Raw genomic sequence first — 19,456 nt, forward strand, 5'->3', positions numbered from 1 at the left:
CTGTTGGTGGATATCGAAAGTTCGCCGGTCAAGCTGGGAAGGGCACAGTTACTTGCGCAACAACTGCATGCCGATTACCAGCACCTGGAGACACTGGCGGTGCTCGGTGGATAGCCTGGTATAAATAAAAACAACTGCGGCCACGTGTCGCAGTTTGTCCAGCGAGTTATAGCAACGTTGCCAAAGGCGTGCGCGAATACAGCGCCTTTGGCAATTAAACGCTCTTTACTTGGGCATCGACCAAGGCTGCAGCGTATAACCTTTCTCGCTCAACTCGGCACGAACTTCTTCAATCAAATGAGCCAGTTGCGCAGGGTCGGAGTAGGTGCTGCAAGGAACTTGCTTGCTGCCAATGCGGGTGCTGGTCCGGTCGATGACTGCCAGGCTCAACTCGCCGGTACCGTTGGGTACATCCCAGGCAACACACTGGAAAGGTTCAAAGGCGTGGTCGGCAATCAGCAGGGCTTCGTTGACACGCAGCGGGGCGTTCATGGGTTCGGTCTCTCTGTGGGCCCAAACATGGAATAAACCCGCGCGCCTGTTTGCGCCGCGGTGAGTTACTTGTACTGATGCACCCGACCGGGGGACAAGTCACACTTCTTTTGAAAATATTTTAATACCGCTCATCGGTCCATGTTGGCTACCTGGCATTTTTGTCAGTAGCGGCCAGTTAGGAAGGGGCGTTGAATAAGGCCAGCCAGAGTGCTCATGCACTCATGACAGGGGGCGGGATGAGCCAAGGTATATCAACGAAGCAGCTATTGCCGTCACCTTCAGTTCTCGAAGCCGTGGAAAATAACCTCGCCGATACCCTTGAGCGTGCGACGGTGCGGATTCCTGCCTACCCGCAAATACCCGCCAACCGGCTGGTGCGACTGATCTGGGATGGGCGGCGGGCGAACAATCAGCACCATATTCATACCGAGGACCGCGACATTGACGCCGATTGGGTGGGAGAGCCCATTGATTTCATCGTGCTGGCGGAACATATCGCTCCGCTCAACAACGGCCTGGTGACGGTGCGTTATCGCGTGTTCGATTATGACAGCGGCTGGCATGAGTCCGAGCATCTGGACCTGGAGATCGGGGGGATGCAGCGGGTGCTTCCCCCTCCATTGGTAGACGAATCCGAGAGTGGCAGGCTGGACCCCGTCGGCCTCACGACCGCTACCGTACGTGTAGCGATATACGATGGCATGTTAGTTGGGCAGACGGTTTATCTTGAGTGTGTGCGATCAGGTCTCGGCGGAACGCATTCCCAAAATATTCCGGTTATCGGCTTACAAGATCTGACCTTTGATGTACCCGTCGACTTCATTGACCCAGCCGTTGGCCACAACATCATTTTCCGGTACTGGGTGGTGGAAGCGGGTGTACGAACCCGGCACTCGCTGTTTTTGTCGCTATGGATTGGCGCTACAGCTGCCCACCGTTATCCAGGCCACCACCGGCCAGCTTGACCCTTTGCAGGCGTTATCTGGCGTAACGATCAAGATCCGCTATGCGCACATGACTGTGCAGGAAAACATTACCTTGCACTGGACTGGCACGGCTATGGGATCGGTCACTATCGGGCCGCTCAGGGGCGATCCCCGCGGTGAAATCGAGTTCACCCTTGTCCCTGACGTTGTCGGCGCGAACATTGGCCCGAGCCAGCGCGTGGTGCAGGTCCGCTATGACGTCGACCGTTTGGGCGGTGGGGCGCAGCAGTCGCCGGTACTGGGCCTGGGAATACGGCCGCTGGCAGGGCTGGCGCAGCCCGTAATCGCCGGTGCAGCAGGATCGACACTGGATCTTGATCGGGTTAGCGGCAACCCGGCTGTTTCAGTAGCACCGTGGAATTTCGCCCGCGCAGGTCAACGGGTCTGGCTGCGCTGTCATGGCACCAAGCTCAATGGTGAGCCCGATCTCATCGAGCTGGTCAGCGCAGGGGCACTCGATGAAGGCGAAGCTGCTAGTGGCCTGAGCCGGGTGCTTGGTCGCGATCGTCTGTTACTGCTACGGGACGACTCCGAGTTTCGGGTGGAATTCAAAGTCAGCTTCGATCAGACGCAGCAGGAAGCCGACGCGGTTACCTTCCCCTTGCTTCGCCTGACGCTGTGCACAGGTCTTAGCATCGCCCCGGAGCTCCTCGTCCTTGACGGCCCGGCAATCCGCGTGACGAAAATTTGGCAGCAGATCAGGGACTTTCCTGGCAACACGGCGCAGCGCCAGGCTACGGCGGCTGATGAGACACTGCTGCTGGGCCACTATGCGCAGCCGTTTCCAGCGCTGATGCGACGCTACTTCTTCATGTTTACCAACGGCCAATGCCCCGGCGCCGTGCGTATTTATGAGGTGGGTTCGGCCAACACGTTTCGTTGTGATTACAACACTATCAATGCTGGCGGTTGGTTTCTGACACGCACAAAGCCTGCCGGCTGAATCAAGTCAGTGAGATTGAAACGAACATCCACGAAGCAATGAGGTGCATCATGTCATACCGTTCGCGCAACACCGCATACCGTACTCTGGCTCGGCTAATCGCGGTATCAGCTCTCGCCTGGTTGGCTGGGTGCAGTTCGTCTGGGGGGATTAGCAATGAGCAAGTTCAGGTGGACTGTGCCGCGGTCGGGGCAGGAAACCATCCTGATCCAGCCGACTGTACGCGATACTACAACTGTTTGTTTAAAGACGGTAAATGGTATCGATTCTCTTTTACTTGCCCGGCCGGTGCTTTCTATTCCGTTTCGGCTCGGAAATGTGCTGTCGCCTCCAGTTGTCCAAATGCGGCCCAACCTGCAACTGGCCAGTTGGACCCCGCCTTGCCCGAGCGCCGGCAGCTGGTTCGCTGAGTACGGAATGCCCATGCGCTTGACTGCATAATCCCCCACGGTGGCCGCAGTGATACCGCCCCGGTATCCAGCTCGTTGCGGCGCCGCTTTTGACCCGAAATCCGCGACCAACGCGCCTTCCCAACAGACAGACGGTAGTGGGATATTGACGCATCGTTGCTACTGTTAAAACGGGCCTGCCAACACACTGTTTCTACTTAAAATTTCAACTATTGGCGCCAAGGAAAAGGTCATGCTAGAGCCTGCATCCAACCGCCGCCTGCTGATCGTCGATCCGTGCGATGACTGTCATCGCCTGTTGCCAGGCTTGCGCAGTGTGGGCTGGGATGTGCATAGCTGTACCTTGTCTTCGGCCCTTGAGCATCCCTGCGACGTAGGCCTGTTGCGCTTGCAGGCTTCGCACCTGCAGCCCCCGGATGCGGTCAAGGACCTGATCAGCCGCAGCAACACCGAATGGATCGCGGTCTTGAGCGCCGAAGAGCTGCGGGCGCAGAATGTCGGCGATTTTGTCTGCGAATGGTTTTTTGACTTTCATACCTTGCCGTTCGATGTCTCGCGGGTGCAGGTCACTCTCGGCCGGGCCTTTGGCATGGCGCGCCTGCGAGGCAAGGGCAACGTGCATGTCGACGAGACCGAGCATGAACTGTTGGGCGATAGCCATCCGATCCGCGAGCTGCGCAAGCTGCTGAGCAAGCTGGCGCCCACCGAGTCACCGGTGCTGATCCGCGGCGAAAGCGGTACCGGCAAGGAGTTGGTGGCGCGGACCCTGCATCGCCAGTCCCAGCGCCACGACAAGCCCTTCGTGGCGATCAATTGCGGCGCGATCCCCGAACACCTGATCCAGTCCGAACTGTTCGGCCATGAGAAAGGCGCCTTTACCGGCGCCCATCAACGCAAGATCGGCCGTATTGAAGCGGCCAACGGCGGCACCCTGTTTCTCGATGAAATCGGCGATCTGCCACTGGAGCTGCAGGCCAACCTGCTGCGTTTTTTGCAGGAGAAGCATATCGAGCGGGTGGGCGGCAGCCAGCCGATTGCCGTGGACGTGCGGGTTTTGGCCGCCACCCATGTCGACCTGGAAAAGGCCATCGACAGCGGGCGCTTTCGCGAAGACTTGTATTACCGCCTCAATGTGCTGCAGGTCGTCACCGCGCCGCTGCGAGACCGCCACGGCGATCTGTCGATGCTGGCCAGCCATTTTTCGCATTTCTACAGCCTGGAAACCGGGCGACGCCCGCGCAGCTTCAGCGAGGATGCCTTGGTGGCGATGGGCAAGCACGATTGGCCGGGCAATGTACGTGAACTGGCCAATCGGGTCCGGCGCGGTCTGGTTCTGGCCGAGGGCCGGCAGATCGAGGCTCAGGACCTGGGGCTGCTCAGCCCGCATGCTTTCGTCCCGAGCATGGGCACCCTTGAAGACTACAAGCACCGGGCCGAGCGCCAGGCTTTATGTGATGTGCTCAACCGGCACAGCGACAACTTGAGTATTGCCGCCAAGGTACTGGGGGTTTCCCGGCCTACGTTCTACCGGCTGTTGCATAAGCATCAAATTCGTTGAGCAGCGCTGGAAAAGCCCGCTGAAGCGGGCTTTTTCGTGGGCGCGAGGATTAGAAGTAGTACGGAAACTTCAGACTGAAGGAGAAGTCTGGCGCGTCGTCGGTCAGTCCAATGGACAGGTTGGGGACGATGGTCAGGTTGTCGGTAGCGGCAAGGGTCATGCCGATGTTGAAGTTTGCCGCGTTGTAGTCGCTGCTGGGAACCGACTGCCAGTCGCCGCCATCGGGTTTGATCTTGCTTTTGCTGGCAAACTGGTCGGAGAACGAAAACGACATACTCATTTTCTCGTTCAAGGCAAAGGCAATACCGGCACCGATCTGCCAGGAGTCGCCAAGCTTCACGTCACCCGGAACTTTGGTGTTGATCGTCGGGCTGATATCGCTGAACGAGTCTTGCATGTTGTAGGTGTAGGACAGGCTGCCGAAGAGCACGGCAGGGTCGAAGGTCTTGACCAGCGAAATACCTGGTGTGATCGCCCAGACACCATTGCCGGTGGGGAGGCTTTCGGGCACCGACAAGTTGTCGTTGGTGGGGTCGTTGACCAGCTTGATGCCATAAGGCTCCTTGCCGGTGGGGGCCTTGACCCGCAGGGTGACGACTGCGTCGGGCAGGTTTTCCGATTCATCCAGAAACTTGTAGGCAACGCCGAAGTTGACATCGCCAATGGTGGGATCGCGTCTGACGGTCGCTTCGGATGAAACCGGGCCGGCGCCACCTGCGCCGCCAGAGGAGTAGGTGGATTCGCGGTAGACCACGGGGACGTTGATGTCGAACTGCCAACGCTGATCCAGGTTGTAGCGGGCCGTCAGGTCCAGGGTCCAGTTGTCCGCTTTGATGCGGTCGAGGTTGATGTTGCCGAGGAAAATCGAGTCCAGTGCCAGAAAACCGTTGAGGACCAATGCCCGAGTATCGTAGTGGGTGTAGGTCAGGCCGGTTTCGACGCTGAACTTGCCGCCACCGAAAAAGCCGCTGGCTTCGTCATACAGGTTGGAAACGCTTTGTGCAGGCTCCGAATCGTCTTTGAGCGACTGGCCGTAGGAGCTGCCGGTGGTACCCGGCGCACCGGATGCCACGGTCTGGCCACCCTTGACCGTCTCGGCAGGGGACCTGGTCAGACGTTTGGGGGCAGGTGTGGCAGGTGCTTCTTCAACCTGGCGAACGCGTTGTTCGAGGACCATCAGCGCTTGCTGCTGTGCTTCGTAACGCTGTTTCAACTCCATGAGTTCTTGTTTTAGTGCTTCGACCTGGGGGTCGGCGGCTGCGTAGAGCAATGTGGCTGGAGCCAGGCTACTCAAACAGACGATAGCCCTGAACGTCATCGATCGGTGCATGGGTTAGCCGTCCCTTCTGCATTCGGATGGTGAGACTGAGCGTAGATCAGAATCCGAGCGTGCGAAGGCCTTTGAGCTGGTCGAGGTTGCCGTTCAGCGCCCCGGCGGTCGGCACGTTGTCACGTAGCACGACATTCAGAGAGGTGAGGTTGCTGACCTGGTTGCCAGCGCCGAGCAAGGTGGTGTTCTGCATCAGCCCGCCCTGAGCCAGGCGCTGCACGGTGCTGCCCTGGTTGTTGCTGGCGACGATGTTCAGTTGCACACCGCTGCCGGTGGACGAAATGCTCAGCGAGCCTGCGCCGTTGGCGCCGACCAGCGTCGAGCCTGCGGCCAGTGCCTGGCCTTGTGGTTGGGTTGCGGTTGCTGGCGCTTGGTTGGCCCTGGTGACGTTGATATCAACGTTGTTGTAGGCGCTGTTGTTGTCACCGGCAGCACGCACGATCTGCGTCACGCCTTCGGTGCTGCTGAGGCCGCTGCCACCGGTGACGGTGCCGGTCCCGGTGTTTTGCGAACGCGCCGAGCCCGTGCCTTTTTCGTCGATCATTGACACATAGAATTGTGGCGTGATGGTCGACTGTTGAATGTGCATCGAGGACGTTGCGCCGATGACTTCACCATTGGCATTTTGCCAGGTGCTGCTCATGACAATGCCAAAGCTGATGATCCGCCCCGGCATGACAAAGCGGCCTCGCAGGTTTGCCAGTTCCTGATCCTTCAGTTCAATGGGTTTGAGCGTCTGCGCCTGGGTTGGCAGGCTGGTGGCCAGGCAAAGCACGGCGAGCCAGATTGAAGTCTTCATTGGATGCTCCCGGAGCTTCGTGCTCCCTTGTCATTAGAAGAAGTCGCTTGGGATGAATCCGAAATCCATCAGCTCGGCGTCTTGCACCGGAGTGAAGGTGTTGATGCGGTTCTTGGCGGTAAGCGGTAGCGGCGGGTCGAGCAGGGCATTGGTCTTGTCGTAACCCTGGCCGATGATGGCAAAGATGATGCCGTTCCAGCCTTTGACAAAATCGTCGACTTTGAAGCGCTTATGGCCAAGCACCGGATCACCGATGTATACCCAGCCGTTGTGAACTTTTTGCATGACCACAAAATGCTTGTAGCCACGGATGTCCATCAGCACCACCACCGGAATGCGGATGGTGTGCAAGGTCTCGACGGCTACCCGGTAACCGCGGGCACGCATGCCCAGGCTTTCGACATAACGCTTCATGTCGAGCATGGAGAAGCCCTGGACACGGACCAGGTCCTGATCGGCGTGGGCCAGCATGCCTTCGATAATCTGTTCTTCATTCACGTCCAGCCAATAGGCCTGGCGCAATATGGTCGCCAGGGCAGCGGCGCCGCAACTGAAGTCGGTTTTCTGTTGCACAAGGTCGGCGAATTTGCGCTCGCGTACGCTTTGGATGGGCTTGAATATCACCGCACCACCCGGCAACACGGAAAGTGGCATTTGTGCAGCTTCACTCAGACTGGCCAGGCAAAGAAAAAACGCCAAGACGATAATGCGCATGTTCGACACCCCCCTGCTGGTAGTGAAAAAAGGCCCCCCGAAGGGGGCCTCCAGGCCACGGCAATTACATCGAGGTGTTGGAGATGGCCAGCGAGTTGCTTTGTTGGTTGCCCACACCAGCAGCTACGTTGACGCCCAGGTTGCCACTGCCACCATTAACCGAACCGTTCAGGGTTGCAGTGTTGGTCACAGGGTTTGCCCAGCCAATTGGAGTCAGCACTTGGAAGGAAACACTGTTGCTCAGCTCAAACGAGTCGGCTTCGCTGTAGCTTTTCGAGATGGAGCTCGAAGACTCAGAAGCTTTTTCGTAGGCTTTCTCGAACGAGGAGGACGACGATTTATCGTACGAAGATTCACGGGACTTATCGTAAGAAGAGTCACGGGACTTATCGTAAGAAGAATCACGGGATCTATCGTAGGAAGAATCACGCGATTTGTCGTACGCATAGTCGCGCGATCTATCCCACGACGAGTCGCGCGATCTGTCGAACGAAGAGTCGAACGAAGTTTCGCGCGATGCATCGATCGATGCATTAAGCGTTACATCAAGCGATGCACTGGCTTCTTGGCTGCGGGTGCGTTCGCGACGGCCATCATCCGTGGTAACGGACCGGGCAGCCTCGGCGGCGGCGTTCAGTGCGACGTCCAGAGAAGCACTGCTGGTTGCGCTGGTATCGCGGCTGTTGGAACCACTGGCATTCGAGCTGTGGGAACCACTGGCACTCGAGCTGCCCGAACCGCTGGCACTCGAGCTGTTGGAGCCGCTGGCACTCGAGCTGTTGGAACCGCTGGCAGTCATGCTGTTGGAACCGCTGGCACTCCAGCTCTTCGAACCGCTGGCCTCAGAGCTGCGCGAACCGCTGGCACTGGAGCTCGACGAAGCGCTCTTATCAACACTGGCGTCGAAGGTGCCTTCGCGAGAAGACGAACCGCTGATGGTTTTGGTAAAGGTCAGCGTATCCAGACGGGTTTCCCGATCGGCGTAGTTGTTGACAGTCAGGCCAGGGCCGTTTTGATTGGCAGAGGCGGTGGCTCTTGCGTTACCGAGTGGCGCATTGGTATTGGCAATGGCCATGGTGTTTTTCTGTTGGTTAAGGTCGCCACCAGCAATGTTGATACCGACGTTGCCGTTGGCACCACTGGCAGATCCGCTCATGACCGCAGAGTTTTGCGTCGACCAGTTGTTGACCTTGTTGTTGTTGCTGTATTGCGTGACGCGGGCGGTAGCTTCGGCAGTACCGAAGACGAAGGTGTTGTCAACGCTCGATTCGGATTGAGCGTTGGCGATGGCCGCGGCGTTGTCTTGTTGGTTGCCGTTACCGGCCGCCACGTTGACACCGACGTTGCCGCTCGAGCCTTCGGCGGAATCGGTCATCTCGGCTGAGTTCTCGGTCCCTTCGTTGTGGATGCGGTTGCCGGTGCTGCGCTGGCTATCATTGGCATTGGCAGTCGCATAGACAGGGATCTTGGTTGGAGGAGGGGTGTGGTGACCGTTGTTGTGGTGACCATTGTGATGATGGTCATTGCCACGCCGATCATTCTGCCCAGCTTGTACAGCAACAGCCATGACCGCAGCAATTGCGAACACCAGAGGCTTGAGTGCCATCGAGGGTTTCATGGTGATTCTCCGTACTTTATTTTAGGTTAAGTGTTGTTCCTAACTATTTGGGTCAGTCCGCGACCCGTATGCTCAGGGTGTTGGCCGTTCGGTTTCCCACCCCTGCACTCTGATTCAACTGAATCACCCCACGGCTACCGGTGAAGGCCTGGTCACTGGTGGTGACCTGGCGATAGCCGGGTGCAGCGTCAGCTGGATCGGAGTTGTTGAGCAGCGCCACGTTTTGCTGCATGAGGACGCTGTCGTCGATACTTTGTGGCTGCGCACTGATGCTGATACGCAGTGCGTTGGCTTGCTGGGTACTGGCACCGGCGCTCTGGTTGACCCCCAGTGCACCGCTGCCCTGGCTGAAGGCATTGCCCTGGATGTTGGCTTGGGCTGCGATCGCGGGGTCGCCAGGGCTGCGCAGGCGTTGACGTATCTGGGTGTTTGCGCTGGCGCCATGACCAATGGCGAAGGCCCGGGCGTTGGCTTGTTGCTGTTGATCGCCGGCAGCCTGGTTGACTGTGAGGTTGCCTTGGTAATGCGTGCCGGAACTGTCGATGGTGGCGTTGTTGATCACTGGGGGCTGGGCGAAGGCCGGGGCACTGCAAAACATGGCCAGAATCAGCAGCGAGTGCTTCATCTCATTGGCCTCCGGTCAGGATCTGCAGGGGCGCCAGGCCTTTTTGCACATTTGAATTGACCATGTTGGAGATGCCGTTGCCGGCGTTGCCGGAGCGTCCGCCGGCCAGGTTGGGCAGTTGGGTCTGGTTGTTGATGTTGCCGCCCAGGTTATTGGTCTGTTGCGTGACCAGGACATTGATGCCGGCACCGCTGCTGATCGAGGCAAAGTCGCCATCGCTCAACTCGTTGGTTTGCTTGAGAACGTGTGCCGACGGGTTGGTATTGACGGTGGTCGGGTAGGGGTCGGGAGCCAGGGGGGGACGCATGGCGTTGCGCGGTTGCACATCGCGGGTAATCACGATGATCCCGTTCTCGGCCTGGACAGGCCAGCTCAAGCTTGACCCCAATGCACATCCGACCAGCAGGAGGCGATAAATACCCTTATCAATCTTTCCCACGATGGCAATTCCTTCTTCGAGTGCGCAGGCCGTACTTAGCGGTGCGAGGAAGAGAGCAGAAGGTGTGCCGGTTTCTATTTGTCGCGGAAAAACAACGGTTTGAGTTTACTGAGCGCAATTGTGAAAATTTCGTGTAACGCCATTGAGACGCAGATGGCGTACAAACATGGATCCAGCGCGCGCCTGCGCTCATCAAGGGGCCCGGACCGTGGCTGTTTCAGGTGTTTAACACTGTTGCGTACGCGCACTGGGGCCGCTTTAGATCGCGGGTTTGTGCAGTGACCTGTGTTTCAGGAATGGACATTTGGCGGCAGAGGGCGGCCATTCAGGCCTTGAGCAAGCGCTCTACCGCTGCAAATGCCGCGCACCGGCGCTGCTCCCAGTCGCCTTGCACCACCTGATATGGCAGCTGGTGCAGCGCCAACCAGTCAGCGGTAGCCTGGAAAAACGCCTGGCGTTCGGCCAGTTGCGGCTGGCAGCGTTGCCCGTCGTCGTGCCAGGCGATTGACTCGGGGCTGAGCAGTAAGTGCACGTCATAATGGCGCGCCAACAAGGCCGCTTCGAGCCACGCCGGGCAATCGCCAAACAACGTGCGGCTCCAGAGCATGTTGCTCAACAGATGGGTATCGAGAATCAGCAGATGCGGCAGCCGGGCGCGGGCCGCGTCTTCCCAGGCCAACTGCCCGCGGGCGATGGTCGGGATGTCGGCATAGCAGGTATCGCGTGCCTGTTCGTCAATGAAGTGACGTACGAACTCGCCCACCAGCTCGCCACCGAAGTGCGCCTGGATTTCATGGCTGAGCCAGCTTTTGCCGCTGGATTCAGGGCCCGTGAGTACCAAGACCTTCATGCGTAGGCCAGCGCCGGGTCACGCCGCCAATCGCGCCAGCCCTGCACCGCGATCAGGGTGAACAGCGCGTAGAGCGCGGCAGTCAGGTACATGGCCTTGTACAGGAACAGGCCAACGAAAATCACATCGAGGACGATCCACAGCGGCCAGCACTGCAGACGCTTTTGCGCCATCCACAGTTGCGCGACCAGGCTGAAACCGGTCAGGGCGGCGTCCAGCCATGGGTGGGCGGCGTCGGTCCAGGTGGCCATGGCCGCACCCAGGCCCAGGCTGCCGAGCAAGCCGATACCCAGGCCAAAAGCAACCGAATGCGTCGGCAACAGGCTGACCTGGCGCGCCTCGCGCACGCTGTCCGGACGCGTCCATTGCCACCAGCCATAGAGTTGCAGCACGGCATAGACCAGTTGCAGAAGCATGTCCGAATACAGCTTCACGTCATAGAAGACCCAGGTGTAGAGCAGCACCATCACCAGGCCAATCGGCCAGCACCAGGGGTTCTGCTTGGCAGTGAGCCAGACGGCGATAACGCCGAGCACGGCGGCGAACAGTTCGAGGCCGGACATCGGCGTTCCTTGGTAGTGTGCGCAAAGGCGCGATTGTACCTGTTGGCGCTACTTCTGGCATACGCGAGGGACGCACAGGCATGAGGTTTGGACTGCCACCTAGCATTTTTGTCAGTTGTTGGCCTCGATAACGAGGTATTGAATAAGGGGCGACTTTAACCAGGTCGGCCCTTTTTCATGGCGGTATGCACGCAGGGCCGAAACGTTGTTCCCCCCTGCTACCGAGGCTGTCTGCCATGAATGACTTGCAAACCGATACCATCGAATCCACGACCACCAGCGAGCTGCCTGCGCTGTCGCTGTTCGCCTCGGTGACGCCGGTCAGCGGCTATGACGCGGGCGTGCCAAGGGGTACTTGTGCATGGGTGTAGCCTCCTTCCATGGGGGAGGCTTTACCTTAGGGGCAATTTCGTCAGGCAGTCTATTGGCAAAAGTTTTACATGATTTGCGTTAAACCCGGAATTGCCGCAGCAGTTGCTCAAGCTGCGTGCTCAACCGTGTAAGCGCTTTGCCCGAGTCGCTGGAGTGCTGCGCCGCCAGGGCGGTTTGCTGCGACAGGTCCGCCGTTTCGGTGACGTTGCGGTTGATCTCTTCGACCACATGGGACTGCTGCAAGGTGGCACTGGCAATCGAGGCATTGAGCGCCGTCAGGTTGTGCAGTGCCTGGCTGATGGCATCCAGGCTCAACCCGGCTTCGCTGGCCTGCTCGACGGTCTGGCGCGAGGCCTCGCTGCTGGCGTCGATGGCCTTGACGGCCGCTTCGGACTGGCCTTGCAGGTGTTCGATCATGCTCTGGATTTCGGCGGTGGACTGCTGGGTGCGCTGGGCCAGCAGGCGCACTTCGTCGGCCACCACGGCAAACCCTCGACCTTGTTCGCCGGCGCGGGCCGCTTCGATGGCCGCGTTGAGGGCCAGCAGGTTGGTCTGCTCGGCAATCGAGCGAATCACCTCAAGCACGCTGCCAATGCGTGTGCTTTGGCCGGCCAGGGCGCGAATGACCTGCACGGCTTCATCGATGGTCGCCGACAGCTGGTCGATACGTTGCAGGCTGCCATGGATACTCTGCTGGCCTTGTTCGGCGCGCAACTGGGCATCGCGCATCTCGCTGGAAGCCTGTTCGGCATTCTTCGCCACATCCTGCACCGCGTAGGTCACTTCGTTGATAGCCGTGGCGACTTGCTCCATTTGCTGGGACTGCTGTTCGCTGCGCTGCTGGGCCTGGCCGGCGTTGTTGCCCACATCGCTGGCCGATTGCGCCAGGGCATGTACCGCGCCCTGCAACTGGCTGACCACGCCCTGCAATTTGCCGGTGAAGCTGTTGAAGTGGGTACCCAGCTGGGTCACTTCATCGCTGCCGTGGGTATCCAGGCGCCGGGTCAGGTCGCTCTCGCCACTGGCGATGGTGGCCATGGCATCGACCGCCTCCTGCAGCGGCCGGGCGATGCTGCGGGCGATCAACACCACCAGCAGGGCCATCACCAGGGCGATGCCCAGGCCGAGGATCGAGGCGTCGCGCACCTGGCGGATGAACTCGGCCTGCATGTCGTCGATATAGACGCCCGAGCCAATCACCCAGCCCCACGGCTTGAACAGTTGAACGTAGGAGGTTTTTTTCACCGGCTCGCTGGCACCCGGCTTCGGCCAGCGGTAGTCGATGCTGCCGGCACCCTTGGCCTTGGCCAGGGCGGCCATTTCGTTGAACAGGGCAAAGCCGTCCGGGTCGCGAATCGCCGACAGGTCCTGGCCGTCGAGCTTGGGGTTGGTCGGATGCATGATCATCTTCGGCCCCAGGTCGTTGATCCAGAAATAGTCATTCTGGTCGTAACGCAGGCCGCGCACGGCGCTCAGGGCCTGTTGCTGGGCCGCGTCGCGGCTCAATGTGCCGGCTGCTTCCAGCCCCTGGTAATACGCCAGCACGCCGGCGGCGGTTTCTACCACATGGCGGGTTTTTTCCGCCTTGGCCTGGTACAGGTCACCATGAATCTGGCGCAGCATCAGCAAACCGAGGGTTACCAGCATCACCACTGCCACTACCAGGATCAGCCACAAGCGCCGGCTGATCGACATACTGCGAAGAGTCTTCATGGAATGCTTACCTCGAGTTCTTTTTTATTGTTGCCCACATCCAAGCATGCTTTGCCTCCCGCCACCTACTCGACCAAGGACTAAGTGCTTGATTCGTTGAGGTCTGTTGCGTCGTCCCAGCAGCGTTTATCCGAGAGGTCTGATAGGATTTCGGCCTCGACGGGATAAACCTGAAGGCCGCGTGAACTTTTCTGCTGGCTTTGCGACCAACTGTCGCTGTAAAACGGCCAGGCGCTGAACAGCCATTGGCAACTAAAAGACTATAAAGGGGCATGCCGCAGGCATTGACTCACGGGGGAAGCATGGATCTTTGGACCGGCCTGCAGGCTGTCATTCTAGGTATTGTCGAAGGCTTGACGGAGTTCTTGCCGATCTCCAGTACCGGCCACCAGATCGTCGTCGCCGATCTGATCAACTTCGGTGGTGAGCGGGCCATGGCCTTCAACATCATCATCCAGCTGGGCGCGATCCTGGCGGTGGTCTGGGAATTTCGTCGCAAGATCTTCGACGTGGTAGTGGGGCTGCCGCGTCAGCGCGAAGCACAACGCTTCACCGTCAACCTGCTGATCGCCTTCATGCCGGCCGTGGTGCTCGGCGTGCTGTTCGCCGACCTGATCCATGAATACCTGTTCAACCCCATCACCGTGGCCGCCGCCCTGGTGGTCGGTGGCGTGATCATGCTCTGGGCCGAGCGCCGCCAGCATGTGATCCGCGTTGACCAGGTCGATGACATGCGCTGGAGCGATGCCCTGAAGATTGGTTGCGCCCAGTGCCTGGCGATGATCCCGGGCACTTCGCGTTCCGGCTCGACCATCATCGGCGGCTTGCTGTTCGGCCTGTCGCGCAAGGCGGCCACCGAGTTCTCGTTCTTCCTGGCCATGCCGACCATGGTCGGTGCCGCCGTGTACTCGGGCTACAAATACCGCGAGCTGTTCCAGCCCGACGACTTCCCGGTATTTGCCATCGGCTTCGTGGTGTCGTTCATTTTCGCCATGATCGCCGTGCGCGGCCTGCTCAAGTTCATCGCCAACCACAGCTACGCGGCCTTCGCCTGGTACCGCATCGGGTTCGGCCTGATCATTCTCGGCACCTGGCTGTTCGGTTGGGTCGACTGGACCACGGCGCACGGTTGAGATGAGCCGTAGCCAGAGCCAACAGCGCCGCGCAGCCTCTGCCAGCGGCGCGATCCAAAACCCGCGCGGCAAGCTGCTGGTTTTTGTCGCCCTGTGCCTGCTGCCCGTGGGTGGGGCGCTGCAGATGCTGCTCAGCGGCCAGTCGTGGGTGCCGGCGTTGGCCTACCCGCTGGCCAGCCTGGTGAGCTTTGTGCTGTATTGGCGCGACAAGCAGCAGGCCCGCAATCAGGCCTGGCGCACGCCGGAGAAGGTTTTGCACGCCAGTGAGCTGTGTGGCGGCTGGCCGGGCGCCTTGCTGGCCCAGCAACGCTTTCGGCACAAGACCCGCAAGCTGTCGTTCCAGCTGAGTTTCTGGGCCATTGTCGCTGCGCACCAGCTGTTCTGGGTCGACCACCTGCTGCTGGGTGGCCGCTGGTTGGGGGCGGCGTTGGCGCCCGTGCTCAGATAAGCAGCCCCGGCTGCAGGCGCTTGGGCAGACGCCGCACCACCAGTTGGTGCGAGCGCTGCAGCAGCTCGGTCAGTTCAGCCCGGCCCATGGGGTAGGGCGGCGCCATGCTGATCCAGTGGGCCCGCGCCAGGTAGGGCGCCGGGCGCACGCCGGGGCGGTCGGCATAGCCCAGAAACAGCTCGTTGTCGACCTTGAACGAAAGCCCGGCACCGGCCAGGTCAAGCACCGCGAACATCTTGTTGCCGGCCACCGAGAACACCCGCACGCCGCCCCATTTGTAGTCTTCCCGCGCACCCGGCAGGCTCAGGCAGAAGGCCGCGACCTGGGTTTCGGTGATTTTCCCTTCAGACATAACGCTCCCCGCATTGGGCGAATTCTGCCACCAGATGATCGATCCATACCCGTACCGCCGGCAATAGCCCACGCCGATGGGGGTAGACCGCCTGCAGATAACCGCCAGGCAACGACCAGTCTGGCAGCACGCGCACCAACTCGCCACGGGCAAGTTCCGCTTCGCAGTGCATGATCGGCAGCGCGGTAAAGCCCAGGCCTGCAACGGCGGCGGCCTTGCGCACCACAAAGTCGTCGATGGCCAGGCGCGCCTCCAGCGCCAGTTCATGCTTATGGCCCTGGGCATCGAGCAGGCGCAGGTGGACCAGGCGGTCGGCATCCACCGCGCCGAGCACCGGCAGGCTGGCCAGGTCTTGCGGATGATCGAGCGCTTGCGCGGCGGCGAATTGCGGCGAGGCCACCAGGAACATCTGCGCCTGACGCAGGCGGCGGGTGACCAGGGCTGGGTCTTCATCACCCAGGTCACGCACGCGCAGGGCAACATCGACGCCTTCGGTAATCAGGTCGACCCGGCGGTTGAGCAGGATCATGTCCAGTTGCACCTGCGGGTATTGCTGCAGGAAGCGGCTGATCACATCGGGCAGAAATTCATGGGCCAGGCCCACCGGGCACGACACCCGCAAGCGCCCGCGTGGTTCGCTGGTCATGCTGGCGACCGCTTCGTCAGCCATTTCCGCCTCCAGCAGCATCGCCTGGCAGTGGCGCATGTACCGCTCGCCCACGGCCGTCAGCTTCAATTGCCGGGTGGTGCGTTGCAGCAGGCGCGTGCCCAGACGTTCTTCCAGCTCGGCGATACGCCGCGACAGGCGTGATTTAGGGATGCCGAGCAAGCGGCCAGCGGCGGCGAAACCGCCGGCTTCGACCACTCGGGCAAAGTAGAAAAGGTCGTTGAGGTCTTGCATGCGCGTCACCATTGTCCTGCCAGTAGGACAAACTAACGCATTTTTGCTGACTTATCAGCTATTCGTCACCCGGGTAGGATTCTCTCCATCGTGATCGCCCACTCGCGGTCTTCATTCAGGAGAGTCCCATGAAACTGTTGCATATCGATTCGAGCATCCTGGGCGACAATTCCGCCTCCCGCCAACTGAGCCGCAGCGTGGTTGAAGCCTGGAAAGCCGCCGACCCGTCGCTGCAAGTGACTTACCGTGACCTGGCAGGCGACGCCATCAGCCACTTTTCGGCCGCGACCCTGGTCGCTGCGGGCACCCCGGAAGAACTGCGCGATGCCGCGCAACAGCATGAAGCCAAGCTCAGCGCCGAAACCCTGCAGGAGTTCCTCGACGCCGACGCCGTGGTACTGGCCGCACCGATGTACAACTTCACCGTGCCGACCCAGCTCAAGGCCTGGATCGACCGCGTCGCAGTTGCCGGCAAGACTTTCCGCTATACCGAAGCCGGCCCCGAAGGCCTGTGCGGCGACAAAAAAGTGATCCTGGTATCGACCGCAGGCGGCCTGCACGCTGGCCAGCCAACGGCGGTCGGCCATGAAGAGTTCCTCAAGGTGTTCCTCGGTTTCATCGGCATCACCGACCTGGAAATCGTCCGCGCACATGGCCTGGCCTATGGCGATGAGCACCGGGTCAAGGCCCTGAACGCCGCGCAACTGCAGATCAGCAACGACCTGTTCGCCGCAGCCTGATAGCGCTAGCGTCACCCAGACCGACTGCAGGCATGGCCTGCAGTCGGTTTTTTCATGGAGTCTTCATCTGCGCCGATCCGGCCCGTTCTATGCTGCGCACTGTCAGCATTGATCGACAGCGTTGGGTAAGGTGCAAAACGATGCGGCGTCTTGGCGCGTTATTCCTGCTTATGCTGCTGGGCGGCCCGCTGACGGTGCACGCCGAGCCGGCTGCGCACTGGAGTGTCGGTGTGCACCGGCTGAGCTTCGCCGACCCGCTGGATGCGCAACCGGTGCAGGCACTGGCGTTCTATCCGTCCAGCGGACCCGAGCGCAGCAGCCGTATCGACGGCTATCGGGTCCAGGCCTGGGAAGGCGCGCCCATGGTCATGGGCCGTTATCCGCTGTTGCTGCTTTCCCACGGCAACACCGGCACGCCCCTGGCCTTGCACGATCTGGCCACGGCCCTGGCGCGGCGCGGTTTTATCGTTGTCGCCGTGACCCATCCGGGTGACAACGCCCGTGACCACAGCCGCCTGGGAACCCTGAGCAATCTTTACGGCCGCCCCTTGCAGATCAGCGCGGCGATCAGCGCCAGCCTCGACGATGGGTTTCTCGCCCCGTACATCAACGGCCCGCAGGTGGGCGTGATTGGCTATTCGGCCGGTGGCGAGACGGCGCTGATCCTGTCGGGCGCGCAACCGGACCTGGAGCGTCTGCGGCGCTACTGCCAGGAGCGGCCGCAGGATGCCGATGCCTGCAAGACCAAGGGGGTGCTGATCGCTGATCGCGCCGACCTGCGCGCCGCGCCTGATCCACGGGTCAAGGCGTTGCTGTTGATGGCGCCCTTGAGCCTGATGTTCGGCCGCCACGCCCTGGCCGAGGTCAGGGTCCCGGCGCTTATCTATAGTGGCGACAAGGACCAGTTGCTGGCCATCGACAAAAACGCCCAGGCCCTGGCGCGCAAGCTGCCGCTCACGCCCAACTACACACTGCTCGCGGGTGCCGGGCATTTCGTCTTCATGGCGCCCTGCGACGACGAACAGCGGCAGAAGATGGCGGCCTTGTGCAACGACCCGGACGGCGTCGATCGTGAGGATATTCACCTGTCCTTGCAGGCCGAGGCCGCGCGTTTTTTCAACCACACCTTGGCTACCCGGCAACAAAGCGGGCTGCACATGGCTGATCAGTAAGCGCGGGGGCGCCGTGACAGCAGCAGGGTCAAGCCGACACCCAGCAGCGCCAGCAAGGCCGCCACACAGAAGATCCAGGCATAGCCCAGGTGCAGGGCCACCGCGCCCATCAACGGCCCGGCAATTGCCAGGGCCAGGTCGAAGAACACCGCATAAGCGCCCAGGCCGGCACCACGGCTGGAGCTGGGCACCTGTTTGATCGCCTCCACGCCCAGCGCCGGGTACACCAGCGACAGACCGAAACCGGCAAGCCCTGCGCCTACCAGTGCCAGCAGTGGGCTGGGCGCCAGCCACAGCAAGGCCAGGCCCAGGGCTTCGGTGGCCATGCAGGCCATCGCCACCGGGTAACCGCCAAAGCGGTTGACGGCGTTGACGAACAGCAGCCGCGAAGCAATGAAGCACACGCCAAAGGCACTCAAGCACCAGGCGGCGCCGCTCCAGCCTTGTTCCAGATAGAACAGGGTGACGAAGGTGGTCAGGGTGCCATAGCCGATCGATGCCAGGGTCAGGCTGACGCCGCACGGCGCCACGCGGCCGAATGCGGCCCAGAAGGGCAGGCGTTCGCCACGCACTATCGGTGTTGAGGGCTTGTTGCGGATCACCAGCAACGCCAGCAGCGCCAGCGCGCTCAAGGCCAGGCCCAAGGTGGCGAAGTTGATCTCGGCAACCAGCATGACCCCGAGCGGCGCGCCGATGGCGATGGCGCCATAGGAGGCGATACCGTTCCAGGAAATCACCCGCGCGGTCTGTTCGGCGCCGAGCGAGCCGATCCCCCAGCTCAACGTGCCCACGCCAATCAACCCCTGGGCGATCCCCAGCAGCACGCGACCTGCCAGTAGTACCAGCAGGCTCAGCAGCGGCAGGCTCACCGTCAACGCTGAGGCAACGGTCAGCACGCCACTGGCGGCGATCCCCAGCAGCCCATAGATAATTGCCCGCTTGCTGCCCAGGCTGTCGGCCGCGCGCCCGGCAAACGGCCGGCTGAGCAGGGTGGCGAGGTATTGCAGGCCGATGGTGATGCCGGCAATGACCGCACTGAAGCCCAGTTGATCGTGCACATAGCCGGGCAGCACCGCGATCGGCAGGCCGATGCAGAGGAAGGCGATGAAGGTGTAGAAGACAACTGAAAGGATTTGCCGGGTGATCGACCCGGTGTCGACGGGAGCGGGCTGTTGCGCGGACATGAGCTCGTTCGCTGGCGGGCGGTGGGAGAGGGCCCATGATCGCCGGGTGCGAGGAGAAAAGGAAGCAGGCTAACGGGATTTCAAGCATCGCGGGGCAAGCCCGCTCCTACA

General features: G+C 60.9%; 22 protein-coding genes and 2 pseudogenes. 10 read left to right on the plus strand and 14 right to left on the minus strand.

From position 1 onward, the window contains the following. Nucleotides 1–114, plus strand: a pseudogene (locus tag UW3_RS29395) (magnesium chelatase); the annotation flags it as partial. A 111-nt stretch (nucleotides 115–225) separates the two neighbouring features. Here the strand turns inward: UW3_RS29395 and UW3_RS0109030 are convergent. After that, nucleotides 226–492 (minus strand): hypothetical protein, encoded by a 267-nt coding sequence (locus UW3_RS0109030; protein WP_010222038.1) that lies wholly within the window; start codon nucleotides 490–492, stop codon nucleotides 226–228. Nucleotides 493–683: 191 nt separating this feature from the next. On the opposite strand from UW3_RS0109030, the gene UW3_RS0109035 reads away from it, so the two are divergent. The 4 genes from UW3_RS0109035 (at nucleotide 684) to UW3_RS0109045 (ending at nucleotide 4,392) form a co-directional block, all read left to right on the plus strand. Then, a complete protein-coding gene (locus tag UW3_RS0109035) occupies nucleotides 684–1,460 on the plus strand; it encodes a hypothetical protein (RefSeq protein WP_010222039.1) in 777 nt (258 codons plus the stop codon). Then, entirely contained in the window at nucleotides 1,372–2,424 is a 1,053-nt protein-coding gene (locus tag UW3_RS0109040) for a hypothetical protein (protein WP_148276786.1), read from the plus strand. Before UW3_RS0109035 ends, UW3_RS0109040 begins: the two co-directional genes overlap by 89 nt. A gap of 50 nt (nucleotides 2,425–2,474) precedes the next feature. Beyond that, nucleotides 2,475–2,834: a carbohydrate-binding module family 14 protein gene (locus tag UW3_RS30205; RefSeq protein WP_158467528.1), complete on the plus strand. Its 360-nt coding sequence runs from the start codon at nucleotides 2,475–2,477 to the stop codon at nucleotides 2,832–2,834. Between the two features lie 232 nt (nucleotides 2,835–3,066). Further along, nucleotides 3,067–4,392: a sigma-54 dependent transcriptional regulator gene (locus UW3_RS0109045; protein WP_010222042.1), complete on the plus strand. Its 1,326-nt coding sequence runs from the start codon at nucleotides 3,067–3,069 to the stop codon at nucleotides 4,390–4,392. A 49-nt stretch (nucleotides 4,393–4,441) separates the two neighbouring features. Here UW3_RS0109045 and UW3_RS0109050 read toward each other — a convergent pair whose 3' ends face one another. The 8 genes from UW3_RS0109050 to pnuC form a co-directional block, all read right to left on the minus strand. Then, on the minus strand, nucleotides 4,442–5,722 hold the full coding sequence (locus UW3_RS0109050) for a transporter (protein ID WP_010222043.1): 1,281 nt from the start codon (nucleotides 5,720–5,722) through the stop codon (nucleotides 4,442–4,444). 46 nt (nucleotides 5,723–5,768) lie between these two features. Next, nucleotides 5,769–6,521: a hypothetical protein gene (locus UW3_RS0109055; protein ID WP_010222044.1), complete on the minus strand. Its 753-nt coding sequence runs from the start codon at nucleotides 6,519–6,521 to the stop codon at nucleotides 5,769–5,771. 33 nt (nucleotides 6,522–6,554) lie between these two features. Further along, nucleotides 6,555–7,235, minus strand: a complete 681-nt coding sequence (locus UW3_RS0109060; protein WP_010222045.1) for a C39 family peptidase — start codon at nucleotides 7,233–7,235, stop codon at nucleotides 6,555–6,557. A gap of 64 nt (nucleotides 7,236–7,299) precedes the next feature. Beyond that, nucleotides 7,300–8,853 (minus strand): hypothetical protein, encoded by a 1,554-nt coding sequence (locus UW3_RS0109065; RefSeq protein ID WP_010222046.1) that lies wholly within the window; start codon nucleotides 8,851–8,853, stop codon nucleotides 7,300–7,302. A 52-nt stretch (nucleotides 8,854–8,905) separates the two neighbouring features. Beyond that, entirely contained in the window at nucleotides 8,906–9,478 is a 573-nt protein-coding gene (locus UW3_RS0109070) for a hypothetical protein (protein WP_010222047.1), read from the minus strand. Nucleotide 9,479: 1 nt separating this feature from the next. After that, the gene (locus UW3_RS0109075) at nucleotides 9,480–9,917 is read right to left on the minus strand and encodes a hypothetical protein (protein WP_010222048.1); all 438 of its coding nucleotides are present in this window, start codon (nucleotides 9,915–9,917) and stop codon (nucleotides 9,480–9,482) included. 325 nt (nucleotides 9,918–10,242) lie between these two features. Further along, the gene (locus UW3_RS0109080) at nucleotides 10,243–10,767 is read right to left on the minus strand and encodes an AAA family ATPase (protein ID WP_010222049.1); all 525 of its coding nucleotides are present in this window, start codon (nucleotides 10,765–10,767) and stop codon (nucleotides 10,243–10,245) included. Continuing rightward, nucleotides 10,764–11,330, minus strand: a complete 567-nt coding sequence (gene pnuC / locus UW3_RS0109085; RefSeq protein WP_010222050.1) for a nicotinamide riboside transporter PnuC — start codon at nucleotides 11,328–11,330, stop codon at nucleotides 10,764–10,766. The genes UW3_RS0109080 and pnuC overlap by 4 nt, the downstream gene beginning before the upstream one ends. Before the next feature lie 236 nt (nucleotides 11,331–11,566). Between pnuC and UW3_RS30075 the strand changes: the two genes are divergently transcribed. Beyond that, nucleotides 11,567–11,701, plus strand: a complete 135-nt coding sequence (locus UW3_RS30075) for a hypothetical protein (RefSeq protein WP_258694540.1) — start codon at nucleotides 11,567–11,569, stop codon at nucleotides 11,699–11,701. Between the two features lie 79 nt (nucleotides 11,702–11,780). On the opposite strand, the gene UW3_RS30375 is transcribed toward UW3_RS30075, so the two are convergent. Further along, nucleotides 11,781–12,515 (minus strand): methyl-accepting chemotaxis protein, encoded by a 735-nt coding sequence (locus tag UW3_RS30375; RefSeq protein WP_374045277.1) that lies wholly within the window; start codon nucleotides 12,513–12,515, stop codon nucleotides 11,781–11,783. Between the two features lie 123 nt (nucleotides 12,516–12,638). Beyond that, nucleotides 12,639–13,415 (minus strand): annotated as a pseudogene (locus tag UW3_RS30380) (cache domain-containing protein); the annotation flags it as partial. A 302-nt stretch (nucleotides 13,416–13,717) separates the two neighbouring features. Between UW3_RS30380 and UW3_RS0109100 the strand changes: the two are divergent. Both UW3_RS0109100 and UW3_RS0109105 read left to right on the plus strand, forming a co-directional pair. Further along, on the plus strand, nucleotides 13,718–14,548 hold the full coding sequence (locus UW3_RS0109100) for an undecaprenyl-diphosphate phosphatase (RefSeq protein WP_010222052.1): 831 nt from the start codon (nucleotides 13,718–13,720) through the stop codon (nucleotides 14,546–14,548). A gap of 1 nt (nucleotide 14,549) precedes the next feature. Further along, entirely contained in the window at nucleotides 14,550–14,996 is a 447-nt protein-coding gene (locus UW3_RS0109105; RefSeq protein ID WP_010222054.1) for a DUF1294 domain-containing protein, read from the plus strand. Here the strand turns inward: UW3_RS0109105 and UW3_RS0109110 are convergent. Both UW3_RS0109110 and UW3_RS0109115 read right to left on the minus strand, forming a co-directional pair. After that, nucleotides 14,989–15,348 (minus strand): MmcQ/YjbR family DNA-binding protein, encoded by a 360-nt coding sequence (locus UW3_RS0109110; protein ID WP_010222055.1) that lies wholly within the window; start codon nucleotides 15,346–15,348, stop codon nucleotides 14,989–14,991. The two genes, UW3_RS0109105 and UW3_RS0109110, sit on opposite strands and share 8 nt — an antisense overlap. Then, nucleotides 15,341–16,249, minus strand: coding sequence for a LysR substrate-binding domain-containing protein (locus UW3_RS0109115; protein ID WP_010222057.1), 909 nt, complete (start codon nucleotides 16,247–16,249; stop codon nucleotides 15,341–15,343). Before UW3_RS0109115 ends, UW3_RS0109110 begins: the two co-directional genes overlap by 8 nt. A 128-nt stretch (nucleotides 16,250–16,377) precedes the next feature. Here UW3_RS0109115 and UW3_RS0109120 point away from each other — a divergent pair, with 128 nt between their 5' ends. Continuing rightward, entirely contained in the window at nucleotides 16,378–16,989 is a 612-nt protein-coding gene (locus UW3_RS0109120; RefSeq protein WP_010222058.1) for an FMN-dependent NADH-azoreductase, read from the plus strand. 140 nt (nucleotides 16,990–17,129) lie between these two features. Beyond that, on the plus strand, nucleotides 17,130–18,161 hold the full coding sequence (locus UW3_RS0109125) for an alpha/beta hydrolase family protein (protein WP_010222059.1): 1,032 nt from the start codon (nucleotides 17,130–17,132) through the stop codon (nucleotides 18,159–18,161). On the opposite strand, the gene UW3_RS0109130 is transcribed toward UW3_RS0109125, so the two are convergent. Then, nucleotides 18,155–19,345, minus strand: coding sequence for an MFS transporter (locus tag UW3_RS0109130; RefSeq protein WP_010222060.1), 1,191 nt, complete (start codon nucleotides 19,343–19,345; stop codon nucleotides 18,155–18,157). The two genes, UW3_RS0109125 and UW3_RS0109130, sit on opposite strands and share 7 nt — an antisense overlap. Between the last annotated feature and the right edge of the window lie 111 nt (nucleotides 19,346–19,456).

The sequence above is a fragment of the Pseudomonas donghuensis genome, assembly GCF_000259195.1.
Classification (GTDB): domain Bacteria; phylum Pseudomonadota; class Gammaproteobacteria; order Pseudomonadales; family Pseudomonadaceae; genus Aquipseudomonas; species Aquipseudomonas donghuensis.